Raw genomic sequence first — 25,921 nt, forward strand, 5'->3', positions numbered from 1 at the left:
AATTCGCTCAGCGATGCGGAATCCTCATGTACTCCATGTACATTCCGGTTCCTGTGCGCTGGCGGCACTCAACCTGCCTTGGCTCGCTCACCTACTGGGATGGACTCTAGGCGACCAAGCCGTAATAAACATCAGGAGCCCCACATGAACACCGCCACCGTCTCCCCTCCCGCCGACACGGAAGAACGCCCGGCCGATGCCCCTGCCCGGCAGATCAAGGTCGGCGTGATGCCGCTGTTCTCGACCTGGGTCTACTGCTGCGAAGACGGACCGCGCAACCTCAACGGGCCGCTGGAAGAACTCGCCCACCACCTGATGCAGGACGAGCGCAACGCCGGCCACCGCACCAACACCAGGGGCTGGCACTACGCGGACGACCTGTTCCGGCTGGACGAACCCGTGGTCGAGGCATTCCGCGGCTACATGGAACAGCACGTGCAGGCCTTCCTCAACCACTTCCGCCCGGCTGGGCGCAAGAAGCAGGACCGCTTCCGCCTGGAAGGCTGGGTCAACGTCAACCGGGCGGGCGACTTCAACGTGCTGCACTGCCATCCGGGCAGTTTTCTCTCGGCCGTCTACTACGTGCGCGTTCCCCAGCCGATCCAGGGCGGCGAAATCGTGTTCCGCGACCCGCGCGGCCCGGCCGTGGCGATGTACGAAACCCCCGGCATCGACCTGCCATGGGTCGGCAACGGCCTCGGCCTGCCGTTCACGCCGGCCACCGGCCAGCTGCTGCTGTTCCCGGCCTGGCTCGAGCACCGCGTCGAGCCGTTCGAGGGGGCGGGCGAGCGTATCTCGATCGCCTTCAACGTGACCAACCCCTGAGCGCGGCGACAAGTCGGCGGCTCGCAGGTGGCGGCCACGTCAACAATTCACCTCCCCCGCGCTGACAGGCGAGGGGCAAACCCCGTAAAATAGCGGTCTTACTCCAAGAACATGGAAGGACCGCCATGGCCAAATCCACCAAAGCCCCGGCCAGTTTCGAAGCCTCGCTGGCCCAGCTGGAGGACATCATCCAGGCGATGGAAAGCGGCGACATGCCGCTGGAGACAGCCCTGACCTCGTACAAGCAGGGCGTCGAGCTGATCAAGTTCTGCCAGGGCAAGCTGGCCGACGCCGAGCAGCAGCTGAAAATCCTCGAAAACAACGAACTCAAAACGCTGGATCTGCCGAATGGCCAATGACGACTTCATCGGCTGGATGACCGGCATCCAGCAAACCATGGAAGACGCGCTCGCGCGCCTCCTGCCCAACCCCGAATCCGCCCCGCAACGCCTGCACGAAGCGATGCGCTACAGCACGCTGGACGGCGGCAAGCGCGTGCGCCCGCTACTGGTGCACGCCGCCGGCGAACTGGTTTCGGCCAACCCCGAGCACCTGGCGCGCATCGGCGCCGCGGTGGAAATGATCCACGCCTACTCGCTGGTGCACGACGACATGCCATGCATGGACGACGACGTGCTGCGCCGCGGCAAGCCCACCTGTCACGTCGCCTTCGACGACGCCACCGCGCTGCTGGTCGGCGACGCGCTGCAGACCCTGGCCTTCGACGTGCTGGCCACGCCGCTGGACGGCGTCGCCCCCGCCGCCCAGCTGGAGATGGTGCGCACCCTGGCGCGCGCCTCGGGCCACGGCGGCATGGCCGGCGGCCAGGCCATCGATCTGGCCAGTGTCGGCCAGACCCTGTCGCTGCCCGAGCTGGAATACATGCACTGCCTCAAGACCGGCGCGCTGATCCGCGCCGCGGTGCTGCTGGGCGCGCTGGCCGGCACCCCGCTGTCGGCCGAGGAAACCGAACGGCTCGACCACTTCGCCAAGCGCATCGGGCTCGCCTTCCAGGTGGTCGACGACGTGCTCGACGTCGATGCCGACACCGCCACCCTCGGCAAGACCGCCGGCAAGGACGCCGCCAACGACAAGCCGACCTACGTCAGCCTGATGGGCCTGGCCGAAGCGCGCGCCTTCGCCCGCGAACTGCGCGACGAAGCCTTCGCCGCCCTGGATGGATTCGGCCCCGCGGCCCAACGACTCAAGGACCTGGCCGACTACATCGTCGCCCGCTCCTTCTAAAACAGCACACACACGCACACATGTACCCGCTGCTCGACACGATCAACTATCCGGCCGACTTGAAGCGCCTGGCGCGCCACGAACTGCCGCAGCTGGCAGGCGAACTGCGCCAGTTCCTGGTGGAGTCGGTGAGCAAGACCGGCGGTCACTTCGCTTCCAACCTCGGCAGCATCGAACTGACCATCGCGCTCCACTACGTCTTCGACACCCCGCACGACCGCCTGGTGTGGGACGTGGGTCATCAGACCTACCCGCACAAGATTCTCACCGGGCGCCGCCACCAGATGCACACCATGCGCCAGAAAGGCGGCCTGGCGGGCTTCCCCAAGCGCGAGGAATCCGAATACGACACCTTCGGCGTCGGCCACTCCTCCACCTCGATCAGCGCCGCGCTGGGCATGGCGGCGGCGGCCAAGGCACAGGGCATCGAGCGCAAGAGCGTGGCCATCATCGGCGACGGCGCCATGACCGCCGGCCAGGCCTTCGAGGCGCTCAACAACGCCGGGGCGATGGACCTCGACCTGCTGGTGATCCTCAACGACAACGACATGTCGATCTCGCCCAACGTCGGCGCGCTCAACAACTACCTCGCCAAGCTGATGTCCGGCCGCTTCTACGCCGCGATGAAGCAGGGCTCGAGCAAGGTGCTGGGCATCGCCCCGCCGCTGCGCGAGATCGCCAGCAAGGTCGAAGAACACGTCAAGGGCATGTTCACCCCGGGCACCCTGTTCGAGGAATTCGGCTTCAACTACATCGGCCCGATCGACGGCCACGACCTCCACGTGCTGGTCGACACGCTGAAGAACATCAAGAGCCTGAAAGGCCCGCAGTTCCTGCACATCGTCACCAAGAAGGGGCAGGGCTACAAGTTGGCCGAAAACGACCCGGTGGCGTATCACGGCGTCTCCAAGTTCGACCCCGCCAACGGCCTGTCCGGCGGCAAATCGGGCAGCGGCAAGCCGAGCTACACCCAGATCTTCGGCGACTGGATCTGCGACATGGCCAAGCACGACACGCGCCTGGTCGGCATCACCCCGGCGATGCGCGAAGGCTCCGGCCTGGTGCGCTTCGAGAAAGAGCATCCGGACCGCTACTTCGACGTCGCCATCGCCGAACAGCACGCCGTCACCTTCGCGGCGGGGCTGGCCTGCGACGGCATGAAGCCGGTGGTGGCGATCTACTCCACCTTCCTGCAGCGTGGCTACGACCAGCTGATCCACGACGTGGCACTGCAGAACCTGCCGGTGGTGTTCGCCATCGACCGCGCCGGCCTGGTCGGCGCCGACGGCCCGACCCACGCCGGCGCCTTCGACATCTCCTACCTGCGCTGCATTCCCAACATGACGGTGATGGCGCCGTCCGACGAGAACGAATGCCGCCAGATGCTGTACACCGCGTTCACGCTCGACACCCCGACCGCCGTGCGTTACCCGCGCGGCACCGGCCCCGGCGCCCACATCCAGCACGAGATGAGCGCGCTGCCGATCGGCCGCGGCCACGTCCGCCGCCAGGGCCAGGGCCGTGTCGCCATCCTCGCCTTCGGCAGCATGGTGACGCCGGCCTTGCAGGCTGCGGAAGCCTTCGACGCCACCGTGGCCGACATGCGCTTCGTCAAGCCGCTCGACACCGAACTGATCAAGAGCCTGGCCGAAAGCCACGAGCTGATCGTCACCGTGGAAGAAAACGTAGTCATGGGCGGCGCCGGCTCGGCCTGCGTCGAAGCCATCGAGGCCTTGGGCATCACCGCCCCGGTCTTGCAGTTGGGCCTGCCCGACGACTATGTTGAACATGGAGACCCTGCCCTGCTGCTGGCCGACTGCGGCCTCGACGCCAAAGGCATCGAAGCGAGCATCGCAGCCCGTCTGGCATCGCGATAAACCGACTAAGGAGCCGGCATGAGCGGCATCGGCGTGGAGGCATGGCTGAACCTGGAAGGCACGCCGTTCGCAGTGCTGCCGCGCTTCGTCACCAGCCTCGCCATCGGCCTGCTGCTGGGGGTGGAGCGCGAACGCAAGCAGCGCCCGCTGGCCGGCATCCGCACCTTCCCGCTCGCCGCCATGCTGGGCACGATGCTCACCATGCTGGGGCAGATGACCGCCACCCCGGTGCTGATCGCCGTCGGGCTCGCCGGGGTGATCGCGCTGGGCTTTCTGCCCGAGGGACACCAGGAAGCCGAGGTACAGGAACCGCGCACCACCACCCTGGTCAGCCTGATGCTGGCCTACGGCCTGGGCGCCCTGGTGTGGTACAACCAGAGCGAGCTGGCCATCGCCACCGCCATTCTCGCCACGGCACTGCTCTACCTCAAACCCGAGCTCACCGGCATCGCCCGCAAGCTGGAGCGGCGCGACCTGCTGTCGCTGCTGCAGTTCGCCACCCTCACCTTCATCATCCTGCCCATCCTGCCCAACCGCGCCATGGGCCCCTATCTTGCGCTCAACCCGCACAAGATCTGGCTCATGGTGGTGCTGATCGTCGGCGTCAGCCTGACCGGCTACCTGGCGGTGCGGCTGCTGGGCGAGCGCGCCAGCGGCCCCTGGCTCGGCCTGCTTGGCGGCATGGTGTCGTCCACCGCCACCAGCCTGGTCTACGCCCGCGAGGCACGCAGCAACCCGGGATCGCTGAGTTTCGCCACCTCTGTGATCCTGCTCGCCAACATCGTGCTGTTCCTGCGGCTCATCGTGCTCGCCGCCATCCTGGTGCCGGCGGCGCTGGGCGCCATGGCAATGGTGATGCTGCCGGCGCTGGGGCTGGGGCTGATCACTGCCCTCCTGCGCTTTCGCCACGACCAGAGCCAGGCCGGCCATCCGGAACTGACGCTATCCAACCCCACCGAGCTCAAGCTGGCGCTGGGCTTTGCCCTGATGTTCGCCGTGGTGGTGCTGTGCTCGGCCTGGCTGCACGACCTCTACGGCAGCCGCGGCATTTACGCCGTGGCGCTGATTTCCGGCGTCAACGACGTCGATCCCATCACCCTCACCGTGCTCAACCTGTTCGGCGAGCACCGCCTGGACATTCGCCAGGTGATCATCAGCGTGGTGCTTGCCGTGTTTGCCAACAACCTGTTCAAATTCGGGCTGATCGCGAGCCTGGGCGGACGCACCCTGGCCTGGCGCTGCCTGCCCACCTTCATCCTCTCCGGGGCAGGCATGCTGGGCGGGCTCCTCCTGCTCGGCACCGGAGTCGCTTGACGATCGGCCAATTCCGACTTCTTTACTCAACTATTGCTCTGGCGTTATACTCGCCAAGTACCCATCTCGTGTGTTACACAATAACGCAATGAACCAAACCGCCATTCCTGACGTGCAAAGCTCGCACGACAGCCGCAACATTCCCATCAACAAGGTGGGTATCAAATCCATCCGCCACCCCATCAAGGTGGCCGAGCGCGACAACGGCGTGCAGCACACCGTCGGCCTGTTCAACATGTACGTGCACCTGCCGGCCCATTTCAAGGGCACGCACATGTCGCGCTTCGTCGAGATTCTCAACCAGCACGAGCGCGAAATCTCGGTCTCCTCGTTCGAGAGCATCGTGCGCGAGATGGTGCAACGCCTCGAGGCCGTGTCCGGCTACGTCGAGATGACCTTCCCCTACTTCGTCAACAAGACCGCTCCGGTCTCCGGCGTGCAGAGCCTGCTCGACTACGAAGTCACCTACGTTGGCGAATTGCGCGACGGCGAGTACCACTTCACCATGAAAGTGGTGGTCCCGGTGACCAGCCTGTGCCCGTGCTCGAAGAAAATCTCGCAGTACGGCGCGCACAACCAGCGCTCGCACGTCACGCTGACCGCCAGCACCCACGAGCACGTCTGGATCGAAGAGCTGATCGACATCGCCGAAGACCAGGCCTCGTGCGAACTGTACGGGCTGCTCAAGCGCCCCGACGAAAAATTCGTCACCGAGCGCGCCTATGAAAACCCGAAATTCGTCGAGGACATGGTGCGCGACGTTGCCGCCGCGATGGACCGCGACGAGCGCATCCACGCCTACGTGGTGGAATCGGAAAACTTCGAATCCATCCACAACCACTCGGCCTACGCACTGATCGAGCGCGACAAGCGCCAGGGCTGAGCGCTACCGTAGCAAGCCAGGCGGCATCCCGGGGGGTGCCGCTTTTGTTTGTGCGCCACGCACGGACGGTATGGCTAGGGGCCGGCCGCTGCGCGCGGCGACAGCAGCGCCGGCAGCCGCTCCATGATGCGCTGGGCGGTTTCCACCGGATGTTCCAGCGGGAACAGGTGCGAGCCGGCCTGTTGCGTGATCTGCATGCCAAAATGACGCCGGGCAAAAGCCAGGTCGGCCGGTTTCAGCAAACCCGACTGCTGCCCCACCACCAATAGCGCCGGCACCGTGAGACGACCGCGGTAGCGTGGCAAATCATGCGGCAAGCCTTCGAATACCTGGTATTCGACCAAGGGGCGGAACTTGAGGCGGCGTCCGCCCTGCGCGTTGGGCACGGTGCCGTATTCGGCGTAATCGGCCAAACAATCCGGATCGAAACGGGCGAACACCGGTTTGTGGGCAAAATACTCGCGCACCCGCTGCACGCTGGGCCAGCTGTCACGCCGGCGCAGCGGGTTGCCGCCCGGCGTGATCTTCTGGATGAACCCCAGGCGCTTGGCGAGCCAGACGGTACGCGAACGCAAGGGGCCGAACAGCGGCGAATCCAGGATCACCAGCGCGCGGAACAGCTCCGGCCGGCGCAGGGCGGCATACAGCAGCAGCACCCCGCCCAGGGAATGGCCGACCCCGATCACCGGCCGGCCATACTGTTCGATGTGGCGAATGCACTCGTCCACCAGATACGGCCAGCCGTCGGTCACCGGATAAGCGGGATCGTGCCCCACTGCGTCGAGATAGCCGATCTGGTAATGTTCGGCCAAGGTAGCGAGAAATTTGCGATACACGCTCGCCGGAAAGCTGTTGGCGTGGGCGAAATGAATAATCTCACTCATGTTTTTGCCTTGCCCCTGATTCGTGTCAGATAATTTCAGTGATGGCTGCGCTATCATACGGCTCCGCTTTCCCGGCGACGTGGGTTCCCCAAACGTCCGTCGCGGAACCTGGGCCGCGTGCCGTGGTCCTTCAGCTAGCCCCTAGAACGATGCCGTTATGTTGACCGTGACCCGATCTGCTTCGCTTTCCCTCTGGCAGCGCCTGACCCTGCTGCTGGCCTTGTTGTGCACCGCGACGCTCGCCCTGGCCGTGGCGCAGGAAGACCTGCTGCCGCCGGAAAAAGCCTTTCCCGCCCGACTTGAACAAAACGGCAACGAACTGCGGGTGATTTTCGATATCGCCGACGGCTACTACCTCTACCGCGACCGTACTCACATCGTCTCGGACCCCGCCGGGCAGATCGGCGAGCCCGTCTTCCCTACCGCCGACGTGAAAAACGATCCATTCTTCGGCAAACAGAACGTCTACCACAAGCAAATCGCCATCACCGTGCCGCTCACGACGGCAGCCACCGACGGGCTCAAGCTCAAAGTCACCGCCCAGGGCTGCGCCGACGTCGGCGTCTGCTACCCGCCCTTGACCCAGACCCTCGCCGTGGGAGGCCAGACCGCCTCGACCCTGCCCTCCTGGCTAACCAGTACGGCGGTAACGGGCACCACCACCGGCCAGAGCGATACCATCCGGCTCGCTGGTCAGGGCTGGCTGACGACCCTGGGCACCTTTTTCCTGGCCGGCCTCGGCATGGCGTTCACCGCCTGCATGTACCCGCTGCTGCCCATCGTGTCCTCGCTGATCGCCGGCCAGGGCAACACCCTCACCCGCCGCCGCGGCTTCCAGTTGTCGCTGACCTACGTGCAGGGCCTCGCCTTGACCTATACCGCCGTCGGCGTGGTAGCCGGCCTGACCGGGTCGCTGCTCACGGTGTGGCTGCAGCAGCCGGCCGTGGTACTCACCGCCAGCGCCCTGCTGGTGATCTTCGCGCTATCGATGTTCGACGTATTCTCGATCCAGCTGCCCAGCAGCTGGCAGACGCGTTTGAGCGAAACCTCCAACCGTCTCAGCGGCGGCAAGGTCGCTACCGTCTTCGGCATGGGCACGCTCTCCGCGCTGATCATCGGCCCCTGCGTAGCGCCCCCGCTGGCCTTGGCGCTGGGCTATATCGGCACCACCGGCGACGCCGTGCTGGGCGGCGCGGCACTGTACGCCATGGCGCTCGGCCTCGGCCTGCCGCTGATCCTGATCGGCACCTACGGCGGCCATATCCTGCCCCGGGCCGGGGCCTGGATGCGCGGCGTCAAGGGCGTCTTCGGCGTGGTCATGCTGGGCCTGGCGATCTGGCTTGCCACCCCGTTCCTGTCCGGCCCCCTAGTCATGCTGCTGTGGGCGGCGCTGGGCATCGGTTCGGCCGTCTTCCTCAAAACCTTCGAGAACCTGCCCGGCAACGCCCACCCGGTGGCCAAGATCGGCAAGGCCATCGGCCTCGCGCTGTTCCTGATCGGCGCCGCCCAGCTGATCGGCGTACTGGGGGGCGAGACCAACCCGCGTTACCCGCTGAAATGGCTGAGCGGCAGCAACGCCCAGGCTCGCAGCATCACCCCGGCGTTCCAGCGCATCGGCAACGTGGCCGAACTCGATGCCAAGCTGGCCAGCGCCGGCGGCAAACCATTGCTGCTCGACTTCTACGCCGACTGGTGCGTCTCCTGCAAGGAAATGGACGAATCCACCTTCGGCAACGCCCGCGTCGCCGACAAGCTGAGTCAGTTCGTACTGGTCCGTGCCGATGTCACCGCCAACAGCCCTGAGCACCAGGCCCTGCTCAAGCGCTTCGGGCTGTTCGGCCCGCCCGGCATCATCCTGTTCAACGCTCAGAGCCGCGAGGCCGATCGCATCATTGGCTTCATGGAAGCCGAACCCTTCCTGCAGCGGCTGCAAAAACTGGTGCCTTAGAGCCTGTTCAAAGTCTTTTTGCGGCTGCGGCCGAGTACTGCCGGATGCAGCGCTAGAAGAGAGTCCCGCCGCAGTGTCATTCACTGCCAGGGACGAACGACAACGCGATGCGCCGGCAGTACCCGGCCCCGAAGGGCTGGCCCGGCAAACGGCCAGCTGCGGTGTTGGACGGCTTGACCTTAGAATGACTAAGGCCTGCACCGTCCGCCTAGCATCTAGCGCAGTCGGAAAAAGACTTTGAACAGGCTCTTAAGCCGCACCGGCTGCCGTGCCCGCCGGACAAGCCTGATCCTCCCGGCTAGAATGACGGCTTGTTTCTTACCCGACGGGGTTCATTCATGCTGGACAAGGGTTTTGCCGGAATCGGCGTCATGGCCGTGCTACGAGTCGCCATCGTTGCGCTCCTGGTCTGGGCCTGCCTGCAGGTCATCCTGCCCTTTCTCGGGGCACTGACCTGGGCGGTGATCATCGCCATTTCCGCCTGGCCGCTGTACCAGCGCCTGACCCAATGCCTGCGCGGGCGCGGCAAGCTCGCAGCCTTGCTGGTGGTCCTCCTGCTTGGCCTGGCGCTGGCCGTTCCCCTGGGGCTGATGGTGCTGACGCTGACGGATACCCTGCCCCACCTGAACGGCATCGCCCACGGCCTGGCCAACTTCACCTTGCCGCCCCCTCCCGCCTGGCTGAGCAAGATTCCGCTGATGGGCGAGGCGCTCACCCAGTACTGGGTCACGGCGCAAACCGACCTGCCCGGCCTGCTCGCCCGGCTCAAGCCGTGGATCAACCAGGGCGCCCTGTGGCTGTTGGGTCGTGGCGCAATGCTGGGGGTGAGCCTGCTGGAAATCGTCATGGCCATCATCGTCGCCGGCCTGCTGCTTGCCAACGGCGAGGCCCTGTGGCGCATCGCCGAGCGCGTCATCAACAAGCTGGGCGGCGCCTCGGCCAGCGAGCTGCCCCAAGTGGTGGCCCGCACGATCCGCGGCGTCACCACCGGCGTGGTCGGCACCGCGCTGGTCCAGACCATCCTGTGCGTGATCGGGCTGCTGATTGCCGGCGTGCCCGGCGCGCTGGCGCTCGGCTTCCTGTGCTTCGTGATCGCCGTGGCCCAACTGCCGACCCTGCTGGTCTGGCTGCCGGCAGCCGGCTGGGTGTTCTATACCGGTGCCACCGGCATGGGCGTGTTCCTGCTGCTGTGGGGCTTCCTGCTGGTCAACACCATCGACAACGTACTCAAGCCCCTGCTGATCAGCCAAGGCGCCAAGCTGCCGCTGTCACTGATCTTCCTCGGTGTCATCGGCGGCCTCCTGGCCTGGGGCATCATCGGCCTGTTCATCGGCCCCACCCTGCTGGCGATCGGTTTCTCGCTGTTCCAGTTCTGGCTCAACAACGACGAAGAGGCCGAAACCAAGCCGGAACGCCCCTGAAAACGACAGGCCGGAACACTGTCCGGCCTGCCATCGCTCACCTCATACCAGCTCAAGCGCCAGCGCGGTAGCCTCGCCGCCGCCGATACACAGGCTGGCCACACCCTTCTTGCCGCCGCGCCGCTGCAACGCAGCGATCAGCGTAACCAGGATGCGCGCTCCGGAAGCGCCGATCGGGTGTCCCAGCGCGCAGGCGCCGCCGTTGACGTTGACCTTGTCGTGCGGCAAGCCCAGTTCCTGCATCGCGGCCATGGTGACCACGGCGAAGGCTTCGTTGATTTCAAACAGGTCAACGTCACCAGGCTGCCAACCGATCTTGGCAAACAGCTGGCGCATGGCACCGACCGGTGCCGTGGTGAACCAGGACGGCTCCTGGGCAAAGGTGCTGTGGCCGACGATGCGGGCGAGCGGCGTGAGCCCGCGCGCCCGGGCCTCGTCCTCACTCATCAGCACCAGTGCCGCGGCGCCATCGGAAATCGAACTGGCGTTGGCTGCCGTAACGGTGCCATCCGGCTTGAAGGCGGGTTTCAGGGAAGGAATCTTGTCCGGGCGCGCCTTGAGCGGCTGCTCATCGGTATCGACCACCGTCTCACCCGACCTGCCAGGCAACTTGACGGCGGCGATCTCGCCGGCGAAGGCCCCGCTTTCGATCGCCGCCACCGCGCGCGCCAGCGAGCTCAGCGCAAACTCGTCTTGGGCTGCCCGGCTGAAACCGAAGCGCTCGGCACAAAGCTCGGCGAATACCCCCATCAGCTTGCCCTTGTCGTAGGCGTCTTCCAGGCCGTCGAGGAACATGTGATCCTTGAGTTCGCCATGCCCGAGACGCAGACCGCCACGCGCCTTCGGGATCAGGTAAGGCGCGTTGGACATGCTTTCCATGCCACCGGCCACCATCACCTTGGCCGAGCCGGCCAGCAACAGGTCGTGTGCCAGCATCACCGCCTTCATGCCCGAACCGCACATCTTGTTGAGGGTGGTGCAGCCGGTCGCCAGCGGCAGCCCGGCCTTGAGACTGGCCTGTCTGGCCGGCGCCTGGCCCTGTCCGGCGGGCAGCACGCAGCCCATGATCACTTCGTCGACGCTGGCCGCATCGATGCCGGCGCGCTCGACCGCCGCCGCCATCGCCACCGCACCGAGTTCGCTCGCCGTCAGCGGCGACAGGCTGCCCTGCAGCCCTCCCATCGGGGTCCTGGCCATTCCGACGATCACGATAGACTGGTTTTGCATGCTGCACCTCGATAAAGGGAACGTTGATTCGATTACATTACGTTAACGTCAACGTAAAATCAATCACCCTGCACCGGCCTCACCCCAAAGGCAGCGGCGGCAGGCCATGCTGGGCGCGCGCCCGGTTGCAGGCCTCTTCGAACACGCCAATACCGGCACGCATGGCGAATTCGCGACAGGGTGACGGCCGGTGTTCGTAGATACCGCAGCGCACTTCCTCGCCGATCTTGCCGACCAGCGCGATGCAGCGCGGCCGGGCGTAATCGGTGCCGCGCAACCGCACCAGGGAGGCGGTTTCCTCGTCGGCCAACCGCTCCGGCACGCGCCCGCCCGGCTCGCAGTCGAGCTCGGAACGGTGGAAAGTGACGCGGAAGGCAGCGCAGCAGGCGCCACAGGAAAGACAGGCATTGTGTAGACGGTCCGTCACGAGAGAAACTCCAGATGCAGGCTAGTTCCAAAAAGCAGTGGCAATGAGAACGCGAAGGCCAGTACGCTGGGCCGCAGACAGCACGGCAATGGCCCGCCGAGCGAACCAACGATTCGCACGCAGTCCATGTAACGCAGCCGGCAACGTTATCGCTTCCAAGGCAAAGTGGAATATGGTTCGGTTTTCTGGCGGATAATGCCTTCATGCCCTTCCCGCGGCAACTCTCGGCATGGGCGAATGGCGTTCCTGCGGTGAATCCAGGCCGGCGGTAGAAGCATGGCGACGCACCGACAACGGCGCGAGACCAGTATGGGAACGCGCAACAGGCTTATCCACCCGCACTCACGGCGAGACTACACCATGCAACAGCATTGCCTTGGCGCCAGCTGGCCCGACTACCACGGCCGCAGCCTGCTCAATCTCACCGCCACGTTGGCCGAAGCCCTCGGCGGCCCCACCGGCCACCTTCCGCTGCGACACCCGGCGCTGACCGGGCTGGCGGCACGCCGCCACGTGGTGCTGCTGGTGATCGACGGGCTGGGAGAACAGCAGCTGCAGGCACTCGGGCCGGAGAGCACCCTGCGCCGGTACCAGCACGGCACGCTGACCTCGGTCTTCCCATCCACCACGGCCGCCGCCATCACCACGCTGATGACCGGCGAACCACCGGTACGGCATGGGCTGACGGGCTGGCACGTTTACCAGAAAAACCCGGAGCGCATTGTTGCAGCCCTGCCGCTGACGGTGCGCTGGCCGGAAGACGACACCAGCGATGCCGCCACCGTAGCCGAGACCCTGTTCGAAACACCCGCTCTGTTCGACCGCTTCGACCGCCCGGCCACGGTGCTGCACCCGGCCTACATCAGCGACTCGCCCTACAGCCGCCAGCACTCGGGGCAGGCCCGGCGCCTAGCCTATCGTGGCATCGAGGACTTGTTTGGCCAGTTGCAACAGATCATGCAGGCCGACAACGGCCCGAGCTTTGTCTACGGCTACCTGCCGCAGCTCGACAGCGCGATGCACGCCCACGGCACGCGAGCCGAGCCGGTGCGGCAGCTGTTCGCCCAAATCGATCAGGCATTCCGGCAATTCACCGAATCACTGCGCGGCCAGGATGTCACCGTGCTAGTCACTGCCGATCACGGCTTCATCGATGCGCCGCTGGAGCGGCAGATCGATCTGGAAGACTATCCCGAACTGCTGGAAGACCTGCGCGCCCCCTTGTCCGGCGAGCGGCGCGTGACGTTCTGCCACGTGCGGCCCGGCCGCTGCGAGGCCTTTCTCGCCAACGCCCGGCGCCTGCTCGGCCACGCCGCCTGGTGCCTGGAAAGCGGGGTGCTGCTGGAGCAAGGCGTCTTCGGCCCCGGCCCGCAGCATGCGGAACTGGCGCAACGCATCGGCGAAGCGGTGCTTATCATGAAGGACGACTGGACCCTGCGCGACCTCGCCCCCGGCGAAAAGCCCTACTACCTGCCCGGCGTGCATGCCGGCGTCAGCGCGGCGGAAATGACGGTGCCGCTGATCGTGTTCGACGGGCGCTGAGCCAGCCTGTTAGGCCACCCAACACATGATGCCCCGCAACACCAGCGCCACCACCGCCAGGGCAGCGACGCCGGCCAGCCACAGACCGACGAACCACAGCAGCCGCTTCATGGCCGGGGCGCTCATCAGTGATAGCCCCCGTCACCCGCCCGCACCTTGCCGCGGAACACCCAGTAACCCAGCGCCGTGTATACCAAAATGATCGGGATGATGATGAGCGCACCGACCAGCGCGAAGGCTTGACTGCTACGCGGCGCGGCGGCCTGCCAGATCGTGACCGAGGGCGGTACCAGATGCGGCCAGATACTGATCAGAAAACCCACATAGCCCAGCGCGGCGATGGCCAGCGCCAGGAAATACGGCGCCTTCTCCTGACGCCGGCTAACGGCTCGGAAGATCCCCCGCACGCACAGCGCCACCGCCACGGGCACCGGCAGCAGGTAGAACAGGTTGGGCAGGCTGAACCAGCGCCGCGCGATGGCCGGGTCGACCAGCGGCGTCCACAAGCTGACGAGCGCGATCATCAACAGCAGCAAGGCGGTGAGCGGGCGCATCAGCGCGAACATCTTGCGCTGCAGCTCGCCCTCGGTCTTGATGATCAGCCAGCCGCAACCCAGCACGGCGTAGGTCACCAAGAGCCCGAGGCCGGTGAACAGGCTGAACGGGGAGAGCCAGTCGAAGCCGCCGCCGGCGAACTCGCGGTTCAGCACCGGGATGCCCTGGATGTAGGCACCCAGCGCCACGCCCTGGAAGAAGGTGGCGCTACCCGAGCCGGCGATGAAGGCCAGATCCCACCAATGGCGCGTGCGTGTGGCCTTGGCACGAATCTCGAAGGCCACACCGCGAAAGATCAAGCCAACCAGCATCAGGATCAGCGGCAGGTACAAGGCCGACAGCACTGCCGAATAGACGACAGGAAAGGCGGCGAACAGCCCCGCCCCACCCAACACCAGCCAGGTTTCGTTGCCGTCCCAGACCGGCGCCACGGTGTTCATCATCACGTCCCGCTCGGCTTCGTCCGGGAAGAACGGAAACAGGATGCCGATGCCCAGATCGAAGCCGTCCAGCATCACGTAGATGAACACCCCCAGAGCGATGATGCCCGCCCAGATCAACGACAGATCAAGCATGATCGGCCCCTCCTTGTTGCTCGGATTCGATGCGGTCGTCGGCGCCGGATAGCGGACGCCGCCCGGAATAGGTGACGGTGGCGCCGATCGGCTCGCGCTCGCCCGCCGGGGTATGCTCGTCGGCCCCCGGGCCTTTGTGCAGCAGCTTGAGCAAGTAGTAGATGCCGGTGCCGAACACCAGGAAATACACCACCACGAAGATCATCAACGAGACGCCGACCTGCTGCCGGCTGACCGGAGACGCCGCGTCAGCCGTACGCAACAGGCCGTACACCACCCACGGCTGGCGCCCGGCCTCGGTGGTCACCCAGCCGGCCAGGAGAGCGATGAAGCCGGTCGGGCTCATCAGCACAGTACAGCGCTGGAACCAGCTCGTCTCATACAGCCGCCCGCCCTTTCTCAGAGCCAGCGAGACAGCCGCCAGCAGGATCATCAACACCCCGAGCCCCACCATGACGCGGAAGCTCCAGAACACCACCAGCGAGTTGGGCCGGTCCTCCGGCGCGAAGCTCTTGAGCCCCTGGATCTCACCGTCCCAGCTGTGGGTCAGGATCAGGCTGCCCAGGTGAGGAATCGACACGGCGTAGCGTGTCTGTTCGGCCTCCATGTCGGGAATGCCGAACAGGTTGAGCGAGGTGCCGCCCTTCTCCGTCTCCCACAGGCCTTCCATCGCGGCGATCTTGGCCGGTTGGTGCTTCAGCGTGTTCAATCCGTGCGCGTCGCCGATCACGGCCTGTAGCGGTGCCAACACCAGCAGCATGCCGAGCGCCATCGAGAACGAGGTCTTGATCGCCTGGTCGCGCCGCCCCTTCAGCAAATGCCAGCCCGCCGTGCCAGCCACCAGCAGCGAGGTGGCGATGAAGGCCGACAGCGACATATGCAGCAGCCGGTACGGGAACGAGGGATTGAAGATCACCGCGAACCAGTCGGTCGGCACTATGCGGTTGTCGACGATGGCATAGCCGGCCGGGGTCTGCATCCAGCTGTTGGAAGCCAGAATCCAGAACGTGGAGATCAGCGTGCCCACCGCCACCATCACCGTGGCGGCAAAGTGCCCGCGGCGCCCTACCTTGTCCCAGCCGAACAGCATGATGCCGAGAAAGCCTGCTTCCAGGAAAAACGCGGTCAGCACCTCGTAGGTCAGCAGCGGCCCGGTCACGCTGCCGGCGAAGTTGGAGAAGGCGCTCCAGTTGGTTCCGAACTGGTAGCTCATCACCACGCCCGACACCACCCCCATGCCGAAGCCGACAGCGAACACGCGTGACCAGAAGCGGCACAGGTCGAGGTAGACCTGCCGGCCGGTCTTCAGCCACAGCCCCTCCAGCACCGCGATGAAGCTGGCGAGCCCGATGCTCAGGGCCGGGAATACGATATGGAACGAGACGGTAAAGGCAAACTGGATGCGAGCCAGCTCGAGTGCAGATAACACAGGCATTTAGGGCTCCCAGTGCTCGTCTGGCAGGGACGGTGCGGCCTCGGCACGTTTGCGGAACAGCGGCACCGGATCGTCGACAGAGCCTTGATAACGAATAGTGTAGGCAGCCAGCCCCTTGAGCGCATCCCGGATATCCTTGTCGGCACGCACTTCGAAGCTGTCGAAGCCGCAGCGGCGCATGTAGAACAGCTGGTCGCGCAGCACGTCGCCGATCGCCCGCAGCTCGCCGCGAAAGCCGTAGCGGGTGCGCAGCAAATAGGCCACGCTGTAGCCACGGCCGTCGCGGAACGACGGGAAATCGACCGCGATCAGCGGCAGGTCTAGCAGTTCGCAGGCCACGTCCTCGTACTCGTCATCGCTGGCGATCCAGACGCCAGTGGACGATGGGTCGAACGACTCGGTGCCATCACGTAGCGTGCGCCAGAGCGGCAGCGGCAGAATGACTCGTTGCATGGCGTGCTCGGCGAGTCGCGACAGTGCCGTCTCGCTATCGTGCAGCAGCAGCCACTCGTCCACGACGATATCGGCGCCGGCGGGCAGGACACGAATAATGTGTTTCATCTCACACTCCTTCCTGCGCGTAGACCCGTTCCTTGAACGGCGCGAGCCCGATGCGGGTGTAGGTTTCGCTGAACGATTCGTCGCCGGCACGGTGCGTGCAGAAGGTGGCGACGATCTTGTCGATCACGTCGGGCATCTCCTCGGCGCGGAAGGCACGGCCGATCACCTTGCCGATGGCCGCCTCCAGCCCCTGGTTGCCGCCGAGCGTGACCTGGTACCACTCCTCCCCATTCTTATCGACACCGAGCACACCAATATTGCCGAGATGGTGGTGCCCGCAGGCATTGACGCAGCCGGAGATGTTGAGCGACAGCTCGCCCAGATCATGCAGAAAGTCCAGATTCTGAAAGCGCGCCTGGATCGCCTGCGCCACCGGGATGGAACGGGCGTTGGCGAGCGAGCAGTAATCGCCGCCGGGACAGGCGATGACGTCGGTCAAGAGGCCGATATTGGCGGTGGCGAGCCCGGCGGCCTCGGCCTCCTGCCACAGAGCGTAGAGATCGCGCTGACGCACGTCCGGCAGGATCAGGTTCTGCTCGTGGCTGACCCGGATCTCGCCGAAACCGTACTGCTCCGCCCAATCGGCCACGGCGCGCATCTGGGCGCTGGTGACGTCGCCCGGCGGCGCTGCCATGCCCGGCTTGGTCGACAGCGTCACGCAGGCATAACCCGCCACCTGGTGAGCGTGCACGTTGCGGCGGCACCAGCGCGCGAAGGCCGGGCTCGCTTGGCGCTGCGCCGCGACGATGGCGGCGTCGCCCTCGGCATCGGCGTACGGCGGCTGGGCAAAATGCGCAGCGACTCGCAGGTACTCGGCCTTGGTAATCGTCGCCGGGCTGTCCTTGATCTGCTCCCATTCACGCTCGACTTCGGTGGAGAAGGCGTCGGCACCCAAGGCCTGCACCAGTATCTTGATGCGCGCCTTGTACTTGTTGTCGCGCCGGCCATGGCGGTTGTAGACACGCAGCACCGCCTCGACGTAGGTCGTCAGATGGCGCCACGGTAGTGCCTCGCGAATCACCGTGCCCAGCATCGGCGTACGCCCCAGGCCACCGCCGACCAGCACTTTCAGCAAAGCCTCACCCTGCTCTCCTCGGTACAGATAAAGCCCTACGTCGTGCGCCTTGACCGCGGCACGGTCGGTGGCCGACGAGGAAATCGCGATCTTGAACTTGCGCGGCAGGAAGGCGAACTCGGGGTTCATCGTCGACCACTGCCGCAGGATTTCCGCTAGCGGGCGCGGGTCCATCACCTCGTCGGCAGCGACGCCGGCGAACTGCTCGGTGGTGATGTTGCGCACCACGTTGCCCGAGGTCTGGATGGCGTGCATTTCCGCTTCGGCCAGCCGGTCCATGATGTCCGGCGCGTCTTCCAGATGGATCCAGTTGAACTGGACGTTCTGGCGCGTGGTGAAATGGCCGTAGCCCCGGTCCCAGCGCTCGGCGATCTCCGCCAGCACCCGCAACTGGTTGGCGGACAGCGTGCCGTAGGGGATGGCGACGCGCAGCATGTAGGCGTGGCGCTGGAGATAGAGCCCGTTCTGCAGCCGCAAAGGCAGGAACTCCTCCTCCGACAAGGCGCCGGACAGACGCCGCGCCACCTGGTCGCGGAACTGCGCGGTGCGCTGCTCCAGCAGTTCCAGATCATATTGGTCGTATCGGTACATAGGGTTTCCCATGGCAAGACAGTGGATGCCTTACAGTCTGCGCCGACAGACAAAGCGGTAACAGAATCAGAAAAATGATATTTTTGCGTATCAGATGAAGCGCCTATTCCATTAGTCGGCTACGCTTTTGCATCTTGAGCGCTAGCAGTACGGCATGCGAATTTTCAATTCTCTCAGCGATACGGAGTCCTCATGTACTCCGTGTCCATTCCGGTTCCTGTGCGCTGGCGGCACTCAACCTGCCTTGGCTCGCTCGCCTACTGAAACAGGCTCACACGACCGCAGAGGTGCAAGCATGAAACGCTATGAGGAAGTGGCCGAACTGCTGGCGGCGGACATTCGCAGCGGCCGGCTCGCGCCCGGCACCCGCCTGCCGTCGATCCGCAAGGTGATCGCCCAATACGGCGTCAGCCCGGCCACCGCCTTCCAGGCTTACTACCGGCTGGAGGAGCGCGGACTGGTGCGGGCACGCGAGCGCTCCGGCTATTACGTCGCCGGCAGCGGCCTCGCCCACCCGGCCGAACCGGCGAGCGCTCCGGCACCGCGCATCTCGGCGGCGGTCGACATCAGCGAACTGGTGTTCTCCGTGCTGGGTGCGGTGCAAGACCGCGACATGCTGCCGCTGGGCTCGGCCTTTCCCTCGCCGCTGCTGTTCCCGCTACCGCGGCTGGCCAAATCGCTGGCCTCGACCGCCCGCTTCATCGACCCGTGGGACACCGTGGCCAGCCTGCCGCCCGGCAACACCGCCCTGCGCCAACAGATCGCCCTGCGCTATCTCGGTATGGGCATGCCGCAGCCGCCCGAGCACATCATCGTCACCAATGGCGCGCTGGAGGCGCTCAACCTGTGCCTTGCTGCCGTCGCGCGGCCGGGGGACCTGATCGCCATCGAATCGCCGGGCTTCTACGCTGCCTCGCAGGCGCTAGAGCGACTGAACATGAAGGCGATCGAGATCCCGGTACATCCCAAGGAGGGCGTCGACTTGGCAGCGCTGGCCACCGCACTCCAACGCCACCCGGTCAAGGCCTGCTGGTTCATGACCACGTTCCAGAACCCGATGGGCGCCACCATGGACGAGGGGAAGAAGAAAGAACTGGTCGAACTGCTGGAGAAACACGACATCCCACTGATCGAGGACGATGTCTACGGCGAGCTCTACTTCGGCCAACGCCACCCGCTGCCCGCCAAGGCCTTCGACCGCAAGGGGCTGGTGATGCACTGTAGCTCGTTTTCCAAGACGCTGGCACCGGGCTACCGCATCGGCTGGGTTGCGCCGGGGCGCTTCGGCAAGGAGATTGAGCGGCTGAAGCTGATGACTACGCTGTCGGCCAGCGTGCCGGCCCAGGTAGCCATCGCCGATTACCTGCACGGCGGTGGCTACGACAAGCATCTGCGCAAGCTGCGCCATGCCCTGGAGGGGCAACTGCTGAGTCTGAACGACGCGCTGGCACGCCACTTTCCAGCCGAGGTACGCGTCTCCCGCCCCAGTGGCGGCTATTTCCTGTGGGTGGAGTTTCCCGAAGGCTTCGATACTCTGGCGCTGCACCGACAGGCGGCCGAACTCGGCATCAGCATCGCGCCGGGGCCGATCTTCTCGCCAAGCCGGCAATACCGGCACTGCATCCGCCTCAACTACGGCGCGCCGTGGGGTGAGGCATATGAGCACGGCATGGCGATGCTGGGAAGGCTGGTACGCACGTTGATGCAGTCCAAGGCATGAAGTAGGCAAGATGGACTAGCACGGCTAAAACCACCGGAGGATGGTGGCTTACAAAGAGCGGGAGTATGGTGGACCAATGAAAGCGAAGACTCCCCTGCCCTTGGTCTACGCCTGCTCCGGCTGTTCCAGCGCCGCCCAGATGGCCAACGATTTTGCCCTGAAGCTGACCCGCGAAGGCTTGGCCGAGATGTCCTGCATCTCGGGAGTCGGAGGCGGCGTGCCGGCGCTGGTACGGCTGGCCCGCTCCGGCCGGCCGGTGCTGGCACTGGACGGCTGTCCGCTAGCCTGCGTCAAGGCCTGTCTCGCCAACGCCGGGGTCAGTGCCGACCGGCACGTGGTGCTATCGGAATTCGGCGTGGTCAAGCGCAAGCATCACGATTACGACGCTGCCGAGGCCGAACGACTGTGGCCGCGGATACAGACCGAGTCGGAAGCCCTTGCCGACCAGCCCCGGGGCGACGAAAACAAAGGCTGAACCGCCCGGGTTCAGCCTGTGCCGAAATTTTCTTCCAGCTCGCGGATCGCTTGCCGGGTGACCCTGGCGGGCACCACTACACGGCGCACCGGTGGCGTCTCTCCCAGGAGCACCTCTTCGAAGCAGATCGGGTGGCCATTGCCCGACTCGTCATCCGGCTGCAACACTCCCATGCGGTCGAGGTTGAGCGTGACGCTGCGGCTGCTGAAATAATCGGACGGATGCTCCAGTATCTGCCGCACTTCGCGCAGCTTGCCGTCCAGGGTAAGCTCGGCCTTGCGTGCCGCCAAGTCGGTACGCGCCGCCTCGAAACGGCTTTGCAGCGCCAGCGGCGAATCGGGCAAGGCCGGCCCCTGGTCCGCCATGGCATCCACCACGAGCTGGCCGGGAGCGCGCAGGGTCTTCAGCTTCAGCTCGACGCGCAACAGCTCGCTTTCCAGCTCGACCCGCTGTGCCTCCTTGTCGCGCAAGCGACGGGCGATCACCCCGGTGAGGCGCTCTACCCCCCGTTCGGCCAAGCGCGGGACAAATTCGTCGAGCGTGGCGCTGGGCAGGGTCAGGCGGTGGTTGTCGAAGCTGACCACCAGTTGCGGCACCTCGGCGACCACTTCACCGTTCTGGCTGACCATGCCCAAGCGCTGGTTGTCGCTGCGCTGCATGATGAGCAGGCAGAAAGCCACATCGCCGTTGCCGGGCCGGGCGAAGAAGGCGTCCAGTTCGGAACTGGTATGCAGCAGATCGAGCAGACTGGCGGGCGAGGAAAAGAACATCCCCAGGCGGCGGTCGCTGGTGAAGCCGCGCCAGGACAGTTCCAGCACCTCCGGCAGGTCCTGCGTCAGCTGCTCGGCAAAATCCAGCGTGCGTGCCATGCCCCGCAGCAACACGCGCGGATAGCCGGTGACCAGGCGCAGGCGCGGCTCGACCATCTCGACCACCCGCTCCAGCTCGGCCTGCAGCTGCCGCCGCGGCTTGGCTGAACCGTGACGGGGGCTCAATAACAGGTCGAGCAGTCGCTTCAGCATGCGGAATTACCAAGTAAAAGTGGGCGGGTTTGGATGGCGCATCAGAACCGCTCGTCTTCACGCAGGTAACGCCATTGTCCGGTCGGCAGATCACCCAGCATGACGTTGCCGATACGCACCCGCTTCAGCCCCACCACGTACAGGCCGACGAGCTCGCACATGCGACGGATCTGGCGCTTCTTGCCTTCGCGCAGGATGAAACGCAGCTGGTCTTCGTTCTGCCAGCTGACCTTGGCCGGGCGCAGCGGCTGGCCGTCGAGCGACAGGCCATGGTTGAGCAGTTTCAGGCCTTCGGGACTCAGCTCGCCGGTGACGCGTACCAGGTACTCCTTTTCCACGGTGGAATTCTCGCCGATCAGCCGTTTGGCCACCACGCCGTCCTGGGTCAGCACCAGGAGGCCGACCGAATCGATATCGAGCCGGCCGGCGGGCGCCAACCCCTTGAGGTGATTGGGGCTGAAGCGGATGCCACTCTTGTCGCCCTCCCAGTGATTGGCCGGCACCGCCAGCATGGCGGCGGGCTTGTAGCCCTTTTCCGCCTGGCCTGAAACATAACCCACCGGTTTGTTGAGCAGGATGGTGACGCGCTCCGACTGCGCCTTCTTCGCGCGCGGGTCGAGTTCGATGTGTTGATGCGGCAGCACCTTGAAGCCGAGCACCGCCACCTGGCCGTCCACTTTCACCCAGCCCTGCTCGATGTAGCTGTCGGCTTCGCGGCGCGAACAGATACCAAGCTCGGCGAGACGTTTAGAAAGGCGTACGGGTTCCATGGCACATCCTGAAAGAAAAAAGCGGCTGCATGGCCGCCCGGTTGATCTGGCCCGTATTGTAGGAGATAAGGCGGGCGGAGGCCATGACGGCATGCGCGCGGCAGGGCGTCGTCGGTCCGCTCAGGGTGGCAAAAAAAAACCGGGCCCGCCGCTGGCGGACCCGGACAAGGGACCAATTACCAATATCGAAGCAAACCTGAAATCGGAGAAGGCGCGACGTCAAGACAGCCGAAACTCCCCAAAAAGCGTCCAGCGCCCGAACCGGATCCGCGGAGGGGCGGAAGCGCCGGTTCACATTCAGTGCTTGATAGGTCGTCACTATAGCGGCGGATTCGTCATCGCGATATTCGTAAAAATTCTTACCATTCCAATTGAAACTCAAATAACAAATAAAAGACAAAATGCATCAACGGCTGTCCCGCTGCTGTTCGGCGGCAAACAGGAAATCCAGCAACGCCGGCGCGCTATCGAGCAAATTGCGATTGCTGCCGTGAAACTCGGGGTGCCACTGAAAGCCGGCGACAAACCCCTCTCCCTTCCAGCGGATGGCTTCGACGATGCGGTCCTGCGCCGACACCGCCTCGATCGCCAGGTCGTTCCCGAGGTCCTTCACCGCCTGGTGGTGAATGCTGTTGACATGGGCAGCGGCGTACTCGGGATACAGTTGCGCCAGGTGAGACTCCGGCAGGATTTCGATGCGGTGGAAATACTTGTCGTAGAGGTCGGCATCGACATGCGGATGGGCGTCCGGACGCTGGGTCAGGATGTCCTGATACAGCGTCCCGCCCATAGCGACGTTGATCAGCTGGGCTCCGCGACAGATGCCCAGCACCGGCTTGCGCTGGAACACGAACTCCCAGAACAGCTCGATTTCGTAGAGGTCGCGGATGCGGTCACCCGACCACTCCGGCCGCAAGGCCTCCTCACCGTAGCTCAGCGGGCAGACATCGGCTCCGCCCTGCAGCATCAGGGCGTCGAGTTCGTGCACCACGCTCTTGATCGACAGACTGGAGCGCTGCACTTCCCCGCCCGTCTCGAGGGTCGGCACCATGAAGGCCAGCGCGCCGTGTGCCATCACCCAGTGCGCGATGGACTGCTCGATGTACTGGAGCGTTTTGTTGCGGAACCCCAGCTCCTTGGGCGGGGTATGCATCAGCCGCGCCGATAACCCTATCTTGAGGGGTCTCTTTTCCATAGGTGTCTGCTTTACTGGCTCCAACGCAGGCACTGCTGTCGCACCACCTCAGGCAGCAGGTTTTCCTGGCGCTGCAGCGCGCGTATCCAGCCGGCATCGTTGCCGCGATTCAGGGCATCGAGGCGTAACTCATGGCAGGCACCGTCTCCCCCCAGCTCGATGGCGTGCGGTTCCAGCAGATCGAGCGTCAGCAGGATGTCGTCGCGGATGGTGCGGTGCTCCAGCGTACGCGGATCGACAAACACGCCGTCTAAGCCGAAACGGCAGGCCTGGAAACGGTTGAAGCTGTACACCAGGTAATCGTCCTCGAGCGGCCGGTCGGGTTTTTCCACCAGCTGGCGGCGCACGATGGCCTGAATGTAGGCGGCGATGCGGGCAGCCTTCTCCAGGCTCAACGGCGTATCCATTACGCGCACCTCGATGGTGCCGTATTCCGGTTTGGGCCGGATATCCCAATAGAAGTCTTTCATGCTTTCGACCACACCGGTCCGCGTCATGTGCTCGAAGTAGTGCGTAAAATCGTCCCAGCAGAGCAGGAACGGTGCCCGGCCCGAGAGCGGAAAGGCCGTCACCGAATTGATGCGGGCCGAATCGAAACCGGTATCCACTCCCTGCACGTACGGCGAGGAGGCCGACAGCGCGATGAAATGCGGAATGTAGCGCGACAAGGCGTGCAGCATGCACAGCGCCTCATCGGGGCCGGGGCAGCCGATGTGCACATGTTGGCCGAACACGGTGAACTGCTTGGACAAATAGCCGTACAAATCGCTCAAATGCCGAAACCGCGGCGTTTCGAAAATCTGGCGCTGGGTCCACTGCTGGAACGGATGGGTGCCGCCACCGCACAGGCCGAGGTTGAGCTTGTCGGCCGCGCGCAGCAACTCGCTGCGGATCAGCTCGAGCTGATCGATCAGCTCCTGGTAGCTGTTGCAGATGCCGGTGGACAGCTCGATCATGCAGTCGGTGATTTCCGGTTTGACCTCGCCCGGGATATCGATCCCTTTCATCAGGCGCAGCAGGTCTTCCACGCTGGGGGCGAGGTCGTAGTCGTGACGGTTGACCACCTGAAGTTCCAGTTCCACTCCCATGGTCAGAGGGCGAGACGGGGCAAAACGTTCCAGGCTCATGATTTGATCTCCGCACTGCGCTCCAGCGCCCACTTCACCAGCAGCGGCCCGGCCAGCTCCATCAGCACCACGGCACCGAGCAAGACCGAGTTCAGCTCCTGGCGCAGTGTGGGGAAGGAGAACCCAAGATCCGTCGCCAGCACGAAGGCGACGATCGACAGCGGCGTCAGCGCCAGCGACAGCGTTACGCCCTGGCGCAGGCTGAGCCCGCTCAGCCGGGCAAACGCCAGCACCCCGACCAGCTTGGCCACGAAGCGACCCGACAACAGGAGCACCGCCATGACGGCACCGCTCAGCAACTGTCCTGGCGATAGCATCATGCCACTCACCACGAACAGCACCACCACCAGCAGGCTGCCGGCGGCGCTGAAATGATCGGGGCAGACCCACGGCCGCAGGCGCCGGCTGCGGAATACCACTCCGGCCAGCAGCGGTGCCAGCAAGGTGGAGAGGTTCAGCATCTGCAACAAGGCGGTGGCAAGCAGGATCAGGCCGAACAGCAGCACGGTGGCCGCCTCGCTCTGCACGTCCAGCCGCCGCGACAGCTGCTCGACGCCGCCGGCCAGCAACAGCGCCACCAGCAGCGAGCCAGTCAGCACGTACAGCGGTACGCTGACCGCCAGCAGCGGGTTGCCGGCCGCACTGTGCATCCAGCCGGTGAGCAGCTTGACCAGCAGGATGGCGTAGATGCTGTTGAGCGTGGTCATGAGCAGCAGGCGTTCGGTGACCTGCCCCACCGACTGGAACTCGCTGACCACCCGGCTGACGATGGCCGGCGACGCGGCCATCGCGATGGCGGCCACACTCAGCGCCACCGGCGGCGAGACCCCGAAGCGAGCCAGCAGGAAGTACACCACGACGAAGCTCAAGCCCGCCTCGGCCACGCTGCTGGCCAAGAGCCAGGGATTGCGCCGCAACCAGCGCACGTCGACGCGGGCCCCCAGCTCGAACAGCAGCAGCGCCAAGGCCAGGTCCAGCACCACGCGCAAGCCGGAGTCGGCCACGCCGACCAGAGGCTCCACTCCGGCCAGGCGGATCGCCATGCCGGTAGCGGAATACGCCACGATGCGCGGAAAACCGAGGTGCCGGTAACACCACTCGCCGGCCAGGCCGGTCACCACCAGCGTCACCGCGATCCAGAACACACCACCGACCGGCAGAGGCCAGGAAGGCAGGAAACTCTGCACTGCGCCCAGGGCCATGGCGTTCTCCAACGTCATTTCACGT

24 protein-coding genes are annotated in these 25,921 nt (G+C 65.1%); 11 read left to right on the top strand and 13 right to left on the bottom strand.

Annotated features, from left to right (window positions below; genetic code table 11):
* Positions 1 to 144 precede the first annotated feature (144 nt).
* The 6 genes from B9N72_RS04855 (at position 145) to folE2 (ending at position 6,144) form a co-directional block, all read left to right on the top strand.
* On the top strand, positions 145 to 825 hold the full coding sequence (locus B9N72_RS04855; protein WP_159453017.1) for a TIGR02466 family protein: 681 nt from the start codon (positions 145 to 147) through the stop codon (positions 823 to 825).
* Between the two features lie 125 nt (positions 826 to 950).
* Positions 951 to 1,184 (top strand): exodeoxyribonuclease VII small subunit, encoded by a 234-nt coding sequence (locus B9N72_RS04860; protein ID WP_014087782.1) that lies wholly within the window; start codon positions 951 to 953, stop codon positions 1,182 to 1,184.
* On the top strand, positions 1,174 to 2,070 hold the full coding sequence (locus B9N72_RS04865) for a polyprenyl synthetase family protein (RefSeq protein ID WP_085275304.1): 897 nt from the start codon (positions 1,174 to 1,176) through the stop codon (positions 2,068 to 2,070). The genes B9N72_RS04860 and B9N72_RS04865 overlap by 11 nt, the downstream gene beginning before the upstream one ends.
* A 20-nt stretch (positions 2,071 to 2,090) precedes the next feature.
* Positions 2,091 to 3,947: a 1-deoxy-D-xylulose-5-phosphate synthase gene (gene dxs, locus B9N72_RS04870; protein WP_085275305.1), complete on the top strand. Its 1,857-nt coding sequence runs from the start codon at positions 2,091 to 2,093 to the stop codon at positions 3,945 to 3,947.
* A gap of 18 nt (positions 3,948 to 3,965) precedes the next feature.
* Positions 3,966 to 5,261, top strand: a complete 1,296-nt coding sequence (locus B9N72_RS04875) for an MgtC/SapB family protein (protein ID WP_085275306.1) — start codon at positions 3,966 to 3,968, stop codon at positions 5,259 to 5,261.
* Between the two features lie 88 nt (positions 5,262 to 5,349).
* Positions 5,350 to 6,144, top strand: a complete 795-nt coding sequence (gene folE2 / locus B9N72_RS04880; protein WP_085275307.1) for a GTP cyclohydrolase FolE2 — start codon at positions 5,350 to 5,352, stop codon at positions 6,142 to 6,144.
* Between the two features lie 74 nt (positions 6,145 to 6,218).
* Here folE2 and B9N72_RS04885 read toward each other — a convergent pair whose 3' ends face one another.
* Positions 6,219 to 7,028, bottom strand: coding sequence for an alpha/beta fold hydrolase (locus tag B9N72_RS04885; RefSeq protein WP_085275308.1), 810 nt, complete (start codon positions 7,026 to 7,028; stop codon positions 6,219 to 6,221).
* Positions 7,029 to 7,185: 157 nt separating this feature from the next.
* Between B9N72_RS04885 and dsbD the strand changes: the two genes are divergently transcribed.
* Together dsbD and B9N72_RS04895 are read left to right on the top strand one after the other, a co-directional pair.
* Positions 7,186 to 8,976, top strand: a complete 1,791-nt coding sequence (gene dsbD, locus B9N72_RS04890; RefSeq protein ID WP_085275309.1) for a protein-disulfide reductase DsbD — start codon at positions 7,186 to 7,188, stop codon at positions 8,974 to 8,976.
* Positions 8,977 to 9,314: 338 nt separating this feature from the next.
* Complete coding sequence (locus B9N72_RS04895) at positions 9,315 to 10,397, top strand: AI-2E family transporter (protein WP_085275310.1); 1,083 nt, start codon at positions 9,315 to 9,317, stop codon at positions 10,395 to 10,397.
* A 42-nt stretch (positions 10,398 to 10,439) separates the two neighbouring features.
* On the opposite strand, the gene B9N72_RS04900 is transcribed toward B9N72_RS04895, so the two are convergent.
* Positions 10,440 to 11,624, bottom strand: a complete 1,185-nt coding sequence (locus B9N72_RS04900) for an acetyl-CoA C-acyltransferase (RefSeq protein WP_085275311.1) — start codon at positions 11,622 to 11,624, stop codon at positions 10,440 to 10,442.
* A gap of 79 nt (positions 11,625 to 11,703) precedes the next feature.
* A complete protein-coding gene (locus B9N72_RS04905; RefSeq protein ID WP_085275312.1) occupies positions 11,704 to 12,051 on the bottom strand; it encodes a YkgJ family cysteine cluster protein in 348 nt (115 codons plus the stop codon).
* Between the two features lie 360 nt (positions 12,052 to 12,411).
* Between B9N72_RS04905 and B9N72_RS04910 the strand changes: the two genes are divergently transcribed.
* Complete coding sequence (locus tag B9N72_RS04910) at positions 12,412 to 13,593, top strand: alkaline phosphatase family protein (protein ID WP_085275313.1); 1,182 nt, start codon at positions 12,412 to 12,414, stop codon at positions 13,591 to 13,593.
* A 9-nt stretch (positions 13,594 to 13,602) separates the two neighbouring features.
* Here the strand turns inward: B9N72_RS04910 and B9N72_RS04915 are convergent, their stop codons facing one another.
* Genes B9N72_RS04915 through B9N72_RS04935 form a run of 5 tightly spaced genes read right to left on the bottom strand, consistent with a single transcriptional unit; the run spans position 13,603 to position 18,385 of the window.
* Positions 13,603 to 13,719, bottom strand: coding sequence for a DUF2474 family protein (locus B9N72_RS04915; protein ID WP_085275314.1), 117 nt, complete (start codon positions 13,717 to 13,719; stop codon positions 13,603 to 13,605).
* Entirely contained in the window at positions 13,719 to 14,723 is a 1,005-nt protein-coding gene (cydB, locus tag B9N72_RS04920; protein ID WP_085275315.1) for a cytochrome d ubiquinol oxidase subunit II, read from the bottom strand. The genes B9N72_RS04915 and cydB overlap by 1 nt, the downstream gene beginning before the upstream one ends.
* Positions 14,716 to 16,158: a cytochrome ubiquinol oxidase subunit I gene (locus B9N72_RS04925; RefSeq protein ID WP_085275316.1), complete on the bottom strand. Its 1,443-nt coding sequence runs from the start codon at positions 16,156 to 16,158 to the stop codon at positions 14,716 to 14,718. Before B9N72_RS04925 ends, cydB begins: the two co-directional genes overlap by 8 nt.
* Positions 16,159 to 16,719 carry a DUF934 domain-containing protein gene (locus B9N72_RS04930; RefSeq protein WP_085275317.1) on the bottom strand — a complete coding sequence of 187 codons (561 nt, stop codon included), beginning with the start codon at positions 16,717 to 16,719 and terminating at the stop codon, positions 16,159 to 16,161. It abuts the gene before it with no gap.
* Between the two features lies 1 nt (position 16,720).
* Positions 16,721 to 18,385, bottom strand: a complete 1,665-nt coding sequence (locus B9N72_RS04935) for a nitrite/sulfite reductase (RefSeq protein ID WP_085275318.1) — start codon at positions 18,383 to 18,385, stop codon at positions 16,721 to 16,723.
* A 295-nt stretch (positions 18,386 to 18,680) separates the two neighbouring features.
* Between B9N72_RS04935 and B9N72_RS04940 the strand changes: the two genes are divergently transcribed.
* Both B9N72_RS04940 and B9N72_RS04945 read left to right on the top strand, forming a co-directional pair.
* Complete coding sequence (locus tag B9N72_RS04940; RefSeq protein WP_085275319.1) at positions 18,681 to 20,105, top strand: aminotransferase-like domain-containing protein; 1,425 nt, start codon at positions 18,681 to 18,683, stop codon at positions 20,103 to 20,105.
* Between the two features lie 76 nt (positions 20,106 to 20,181).
* Positions 20,182 to 20,580 carry a putative zinc-binding protein gene (locus B9N72_RS04945; protein WP_085275320.1) on the top strand — a complete coding sequence of 133 codons (399 nt, stop codon included), beginning with the start codon at positions 20,182 to 20,184 and terminating at the stop codon, positions 20,578 to 20,580.
* An 11-nt stretch (positions 20,581 to 20,591) separates the two neighbouring features.
* On the opposite strand, the gene B9N72_RS04950 is transcribed toward B9N72_RS04945, so the two are convergent.
* The 5 genes from B9N72_RS04950 to B9N72_RS04970 form a co-directional block, all read right to left on the bottom strand.
* Positions 20,592 to 21,602 (bottom strand): hypothetical protein, encoded by a 1,011-nt coding sequence (locus B9N72_RS04950; RefSeq protein WP_085275321.1) that lies wholly within the window; start codon positions 21,600 to 21,602, stop codon positions 20,592 to 20,594.
* Positions 21,603 to 21,643: 41 nt separating this feature from the next.
* Positions 21,644 to 22,372, bottom strand: a complete 729-nt coding sequence (locus B9N72_RS04955; RefSeq protein ID WP_085275322.1) for a pseudouridine synthase — start codon at positions 22,370 to 22,372, stop codon at positions 21,644 to 21,646.
* A 406-nt stretch (positions 22,373 to 22,778) separates the two neighbouring features.
* Positions 22,779 to 23,567 carry a gamma-glutamyl-gamma-aminobutyrate hydrolase family protein gene (locus B9N72_RS04960; RefSeq protein ID WP_085275323.1) on the bottom strand — a complete coding sequence of 263 codons (789 nt, stop codon included), beginning with the start codon at positions 23,565 to 23,567 and terminating at the stop codon, positions 22,779 to 22,781.
* Between the two features lie 11 nt (positions 23,568 to 23,578).
* Positions 23,579 to 24,694 carry a YbdK family carboxylate-amine ligase gene (locus B9N72_RS04965; RefSeq protein WP_085275324.1) on the bottom strand — a complete coding sequence of 372 codons (1,116 nt, stop codon included), beginning with the start codon at positions 24,692 to 24,694 and terminating at the stop codon, positions 23,579 to 23,581.
* A complete protein-coding gene (locus B9N72_RS04970) occupies positions 24,691 to 25,896 on the bottom strand; it encodes a cation:proton antiporter (RefSeq protein WP_085275325.1) in 1,206 nt (401 codons plus the stop codon). Before B9N72_RS04970 ends, B9N72_RS04965 begins: the two co-directional genes overlap by 4 nt.
* Positions 25,897 to 25,921: the final 25 nt, after the last annotated feature.

This window comes from Pseudogulbenkiania subflava DSM 22618 (assembly GCF_900177275.1).
GTDB lineage: Bacteria > Pseudomonadota > Gammaproteobacteria > Burkholderiales > Chromobacteriaceae > Pseudogulbenkiania > Pseudogulbenkiania subflava.

Coding starts and splice junctions, on each gene's coding strand:
- B9N72_RS04855 (WP_159453017.1), top strand. CDS start 145: ATGAACACCGCCACCGTCTCCCCTCCCGCCGACACGGAAGAACGCCCG.
- B9N72_RS04860 (WP_014087782.1), top strand. CDS start 951: ATGGCCAAATCCACCAAAGCCCCGGCCAGTTTCGAAGCCTCGCTGGCC.
- B9N72_RS04865 (WP_085275304.1), top strand. CDS start 1,174: ATGGCCAATGACGACTTCATCGGCTGGATGACCGGCATCCAGCAAACC.
- dxs (WP_085275305.1), top strand. CDS start 2,091: ATGTACCCGCTGCTCGACACGATCAACTATCCGGCCGACTTGAAGCGC.
- B9N72_RS04875 (WP_085275306.1), top strand. CDS start 3,966: ATGAGCGGCATCGGCGTGGAGGCATGGCTGAACCTGGAAGGCACGCCG.
- folE2 (WP_085275307.1), top strand. CDS start 5,350: ATGAACCAAACCGCCATTCCTGACGTGCAAAGCTCGCACGACAGCCGC.
- B9N72_RS04885 (WP_085275308.1), bottom strand. CDS start 7,028: ATGAGTGAGATTATTCATTTCGCCCACGCCAACAGCTTTCCGGCGAGC.
- dsbD (WP_085275309.1), top strand. CDS start 7,186: ATGTTGACCGTGACCCGATCTGCTTCGCTTTCCCTCTGGCAGCGCCTG.
- B9N72_RS04895 (WP_085275310.1), top strand. CDS start 9,315: ATGCTGGACAAGGGTTTTGCCGGAATCGGCGTCATGGCCGTGCTACGA.
- B9N72_RS04900 (WP_085275311.1), bottom strand. CDS start 11,624: ATGCAAAACCAGTCTATCGTGATCGTCGGAATGGCCAGGACCCCGATG.
- B9N72_RS04910 (WP_085275313.1), top strand. CDS start 12,412: ATGCAACAGCATTGCCTTGGCGCCAGCTGGCCCGACTACCACGGCCGC.
- B9N72_RS04915 (WP_085275314.1), bottom strand. CDS start 13,719: ATGAGCGCCCCGGCCATGAAGCGGCTGCTGTGGTTCGTCGGTCTGTGG.
- cydB (WP_085275315.1), bottom strand. CDS start 14,723: ATGCTTGATCTGTCGTTGATCTGGGCGGGCATCATCGCTCTGGGGGTG.
- B9N72_RS04925 (WP_085275316.1), bottom strand. CDS start 16,158: ATGCCTGTGTTATCTGCACTCGAGCTGGCTCGCATCCAGTTTGCCTTT.
- B9N72_RS04930 (WP_085275317.1), bottom strand. CDS start 16,719: ATGAAACACATTATTCGTGTCCTGCCCGCCGGCGCCGATATCGTCGTG.
- B9N72_RS04935 (WP_085275318.1), bottom strand. CDS start 18,385: ATGTACCGATACGACCAATATGATCTGGAACTGCTGGAGCAGCGCACC.
- B9N72_RS04940 (WP_085275319.1), top strand. CDS start 18,681: ATGAAACGCTATGAGGAAGTGGCCGAACTGCTGGCGGCGGACATTCGC.
- B9N72_RS04945 (WP_085275320.1), top strand. CDS start 20,182: ATGAAAGCGAAGACTCCCCTGCCCTTGGTCTACGCCTGCTCCGGCTGT.
- B9N72_RS04950 (WP_085275321.1), bottom strand. CDS start 21,602: ATGCTGAAGCGACTGCTCGACCTGTTATTGAGCCCCCGTCACGGTTCA.
- B9N72_RS04955 (WP_085275322.1), bottom strand. CDS start 22,372: ATGGAACCCGTACGCCTTTCTAAACGTCTCGCCGAGCTTGGTATCTGT.
- B9N72_RS04960 (WP_085275323.1), bottom strand. CDS start 23,567: ATGGAAAAGAGACCCCTCAAGATAGGGTTATCGGCGCGGCTGATGCAT.
- B9N72_RS04965 (WP_085275324.1), bottom strand. CDS start 24,694: ATGAGCCTGGAACGTTTTGCCCCGTCTCGCCCTCTGACCATGGGAGTG.
- B9N72_RS04970 (WP_085275325.1), bottom strand. CDS start 25,896: ATGGCCCTGGGCGCAGTGCAGAGTTTCCTGCCTTCCTGGCCTCTGCCG.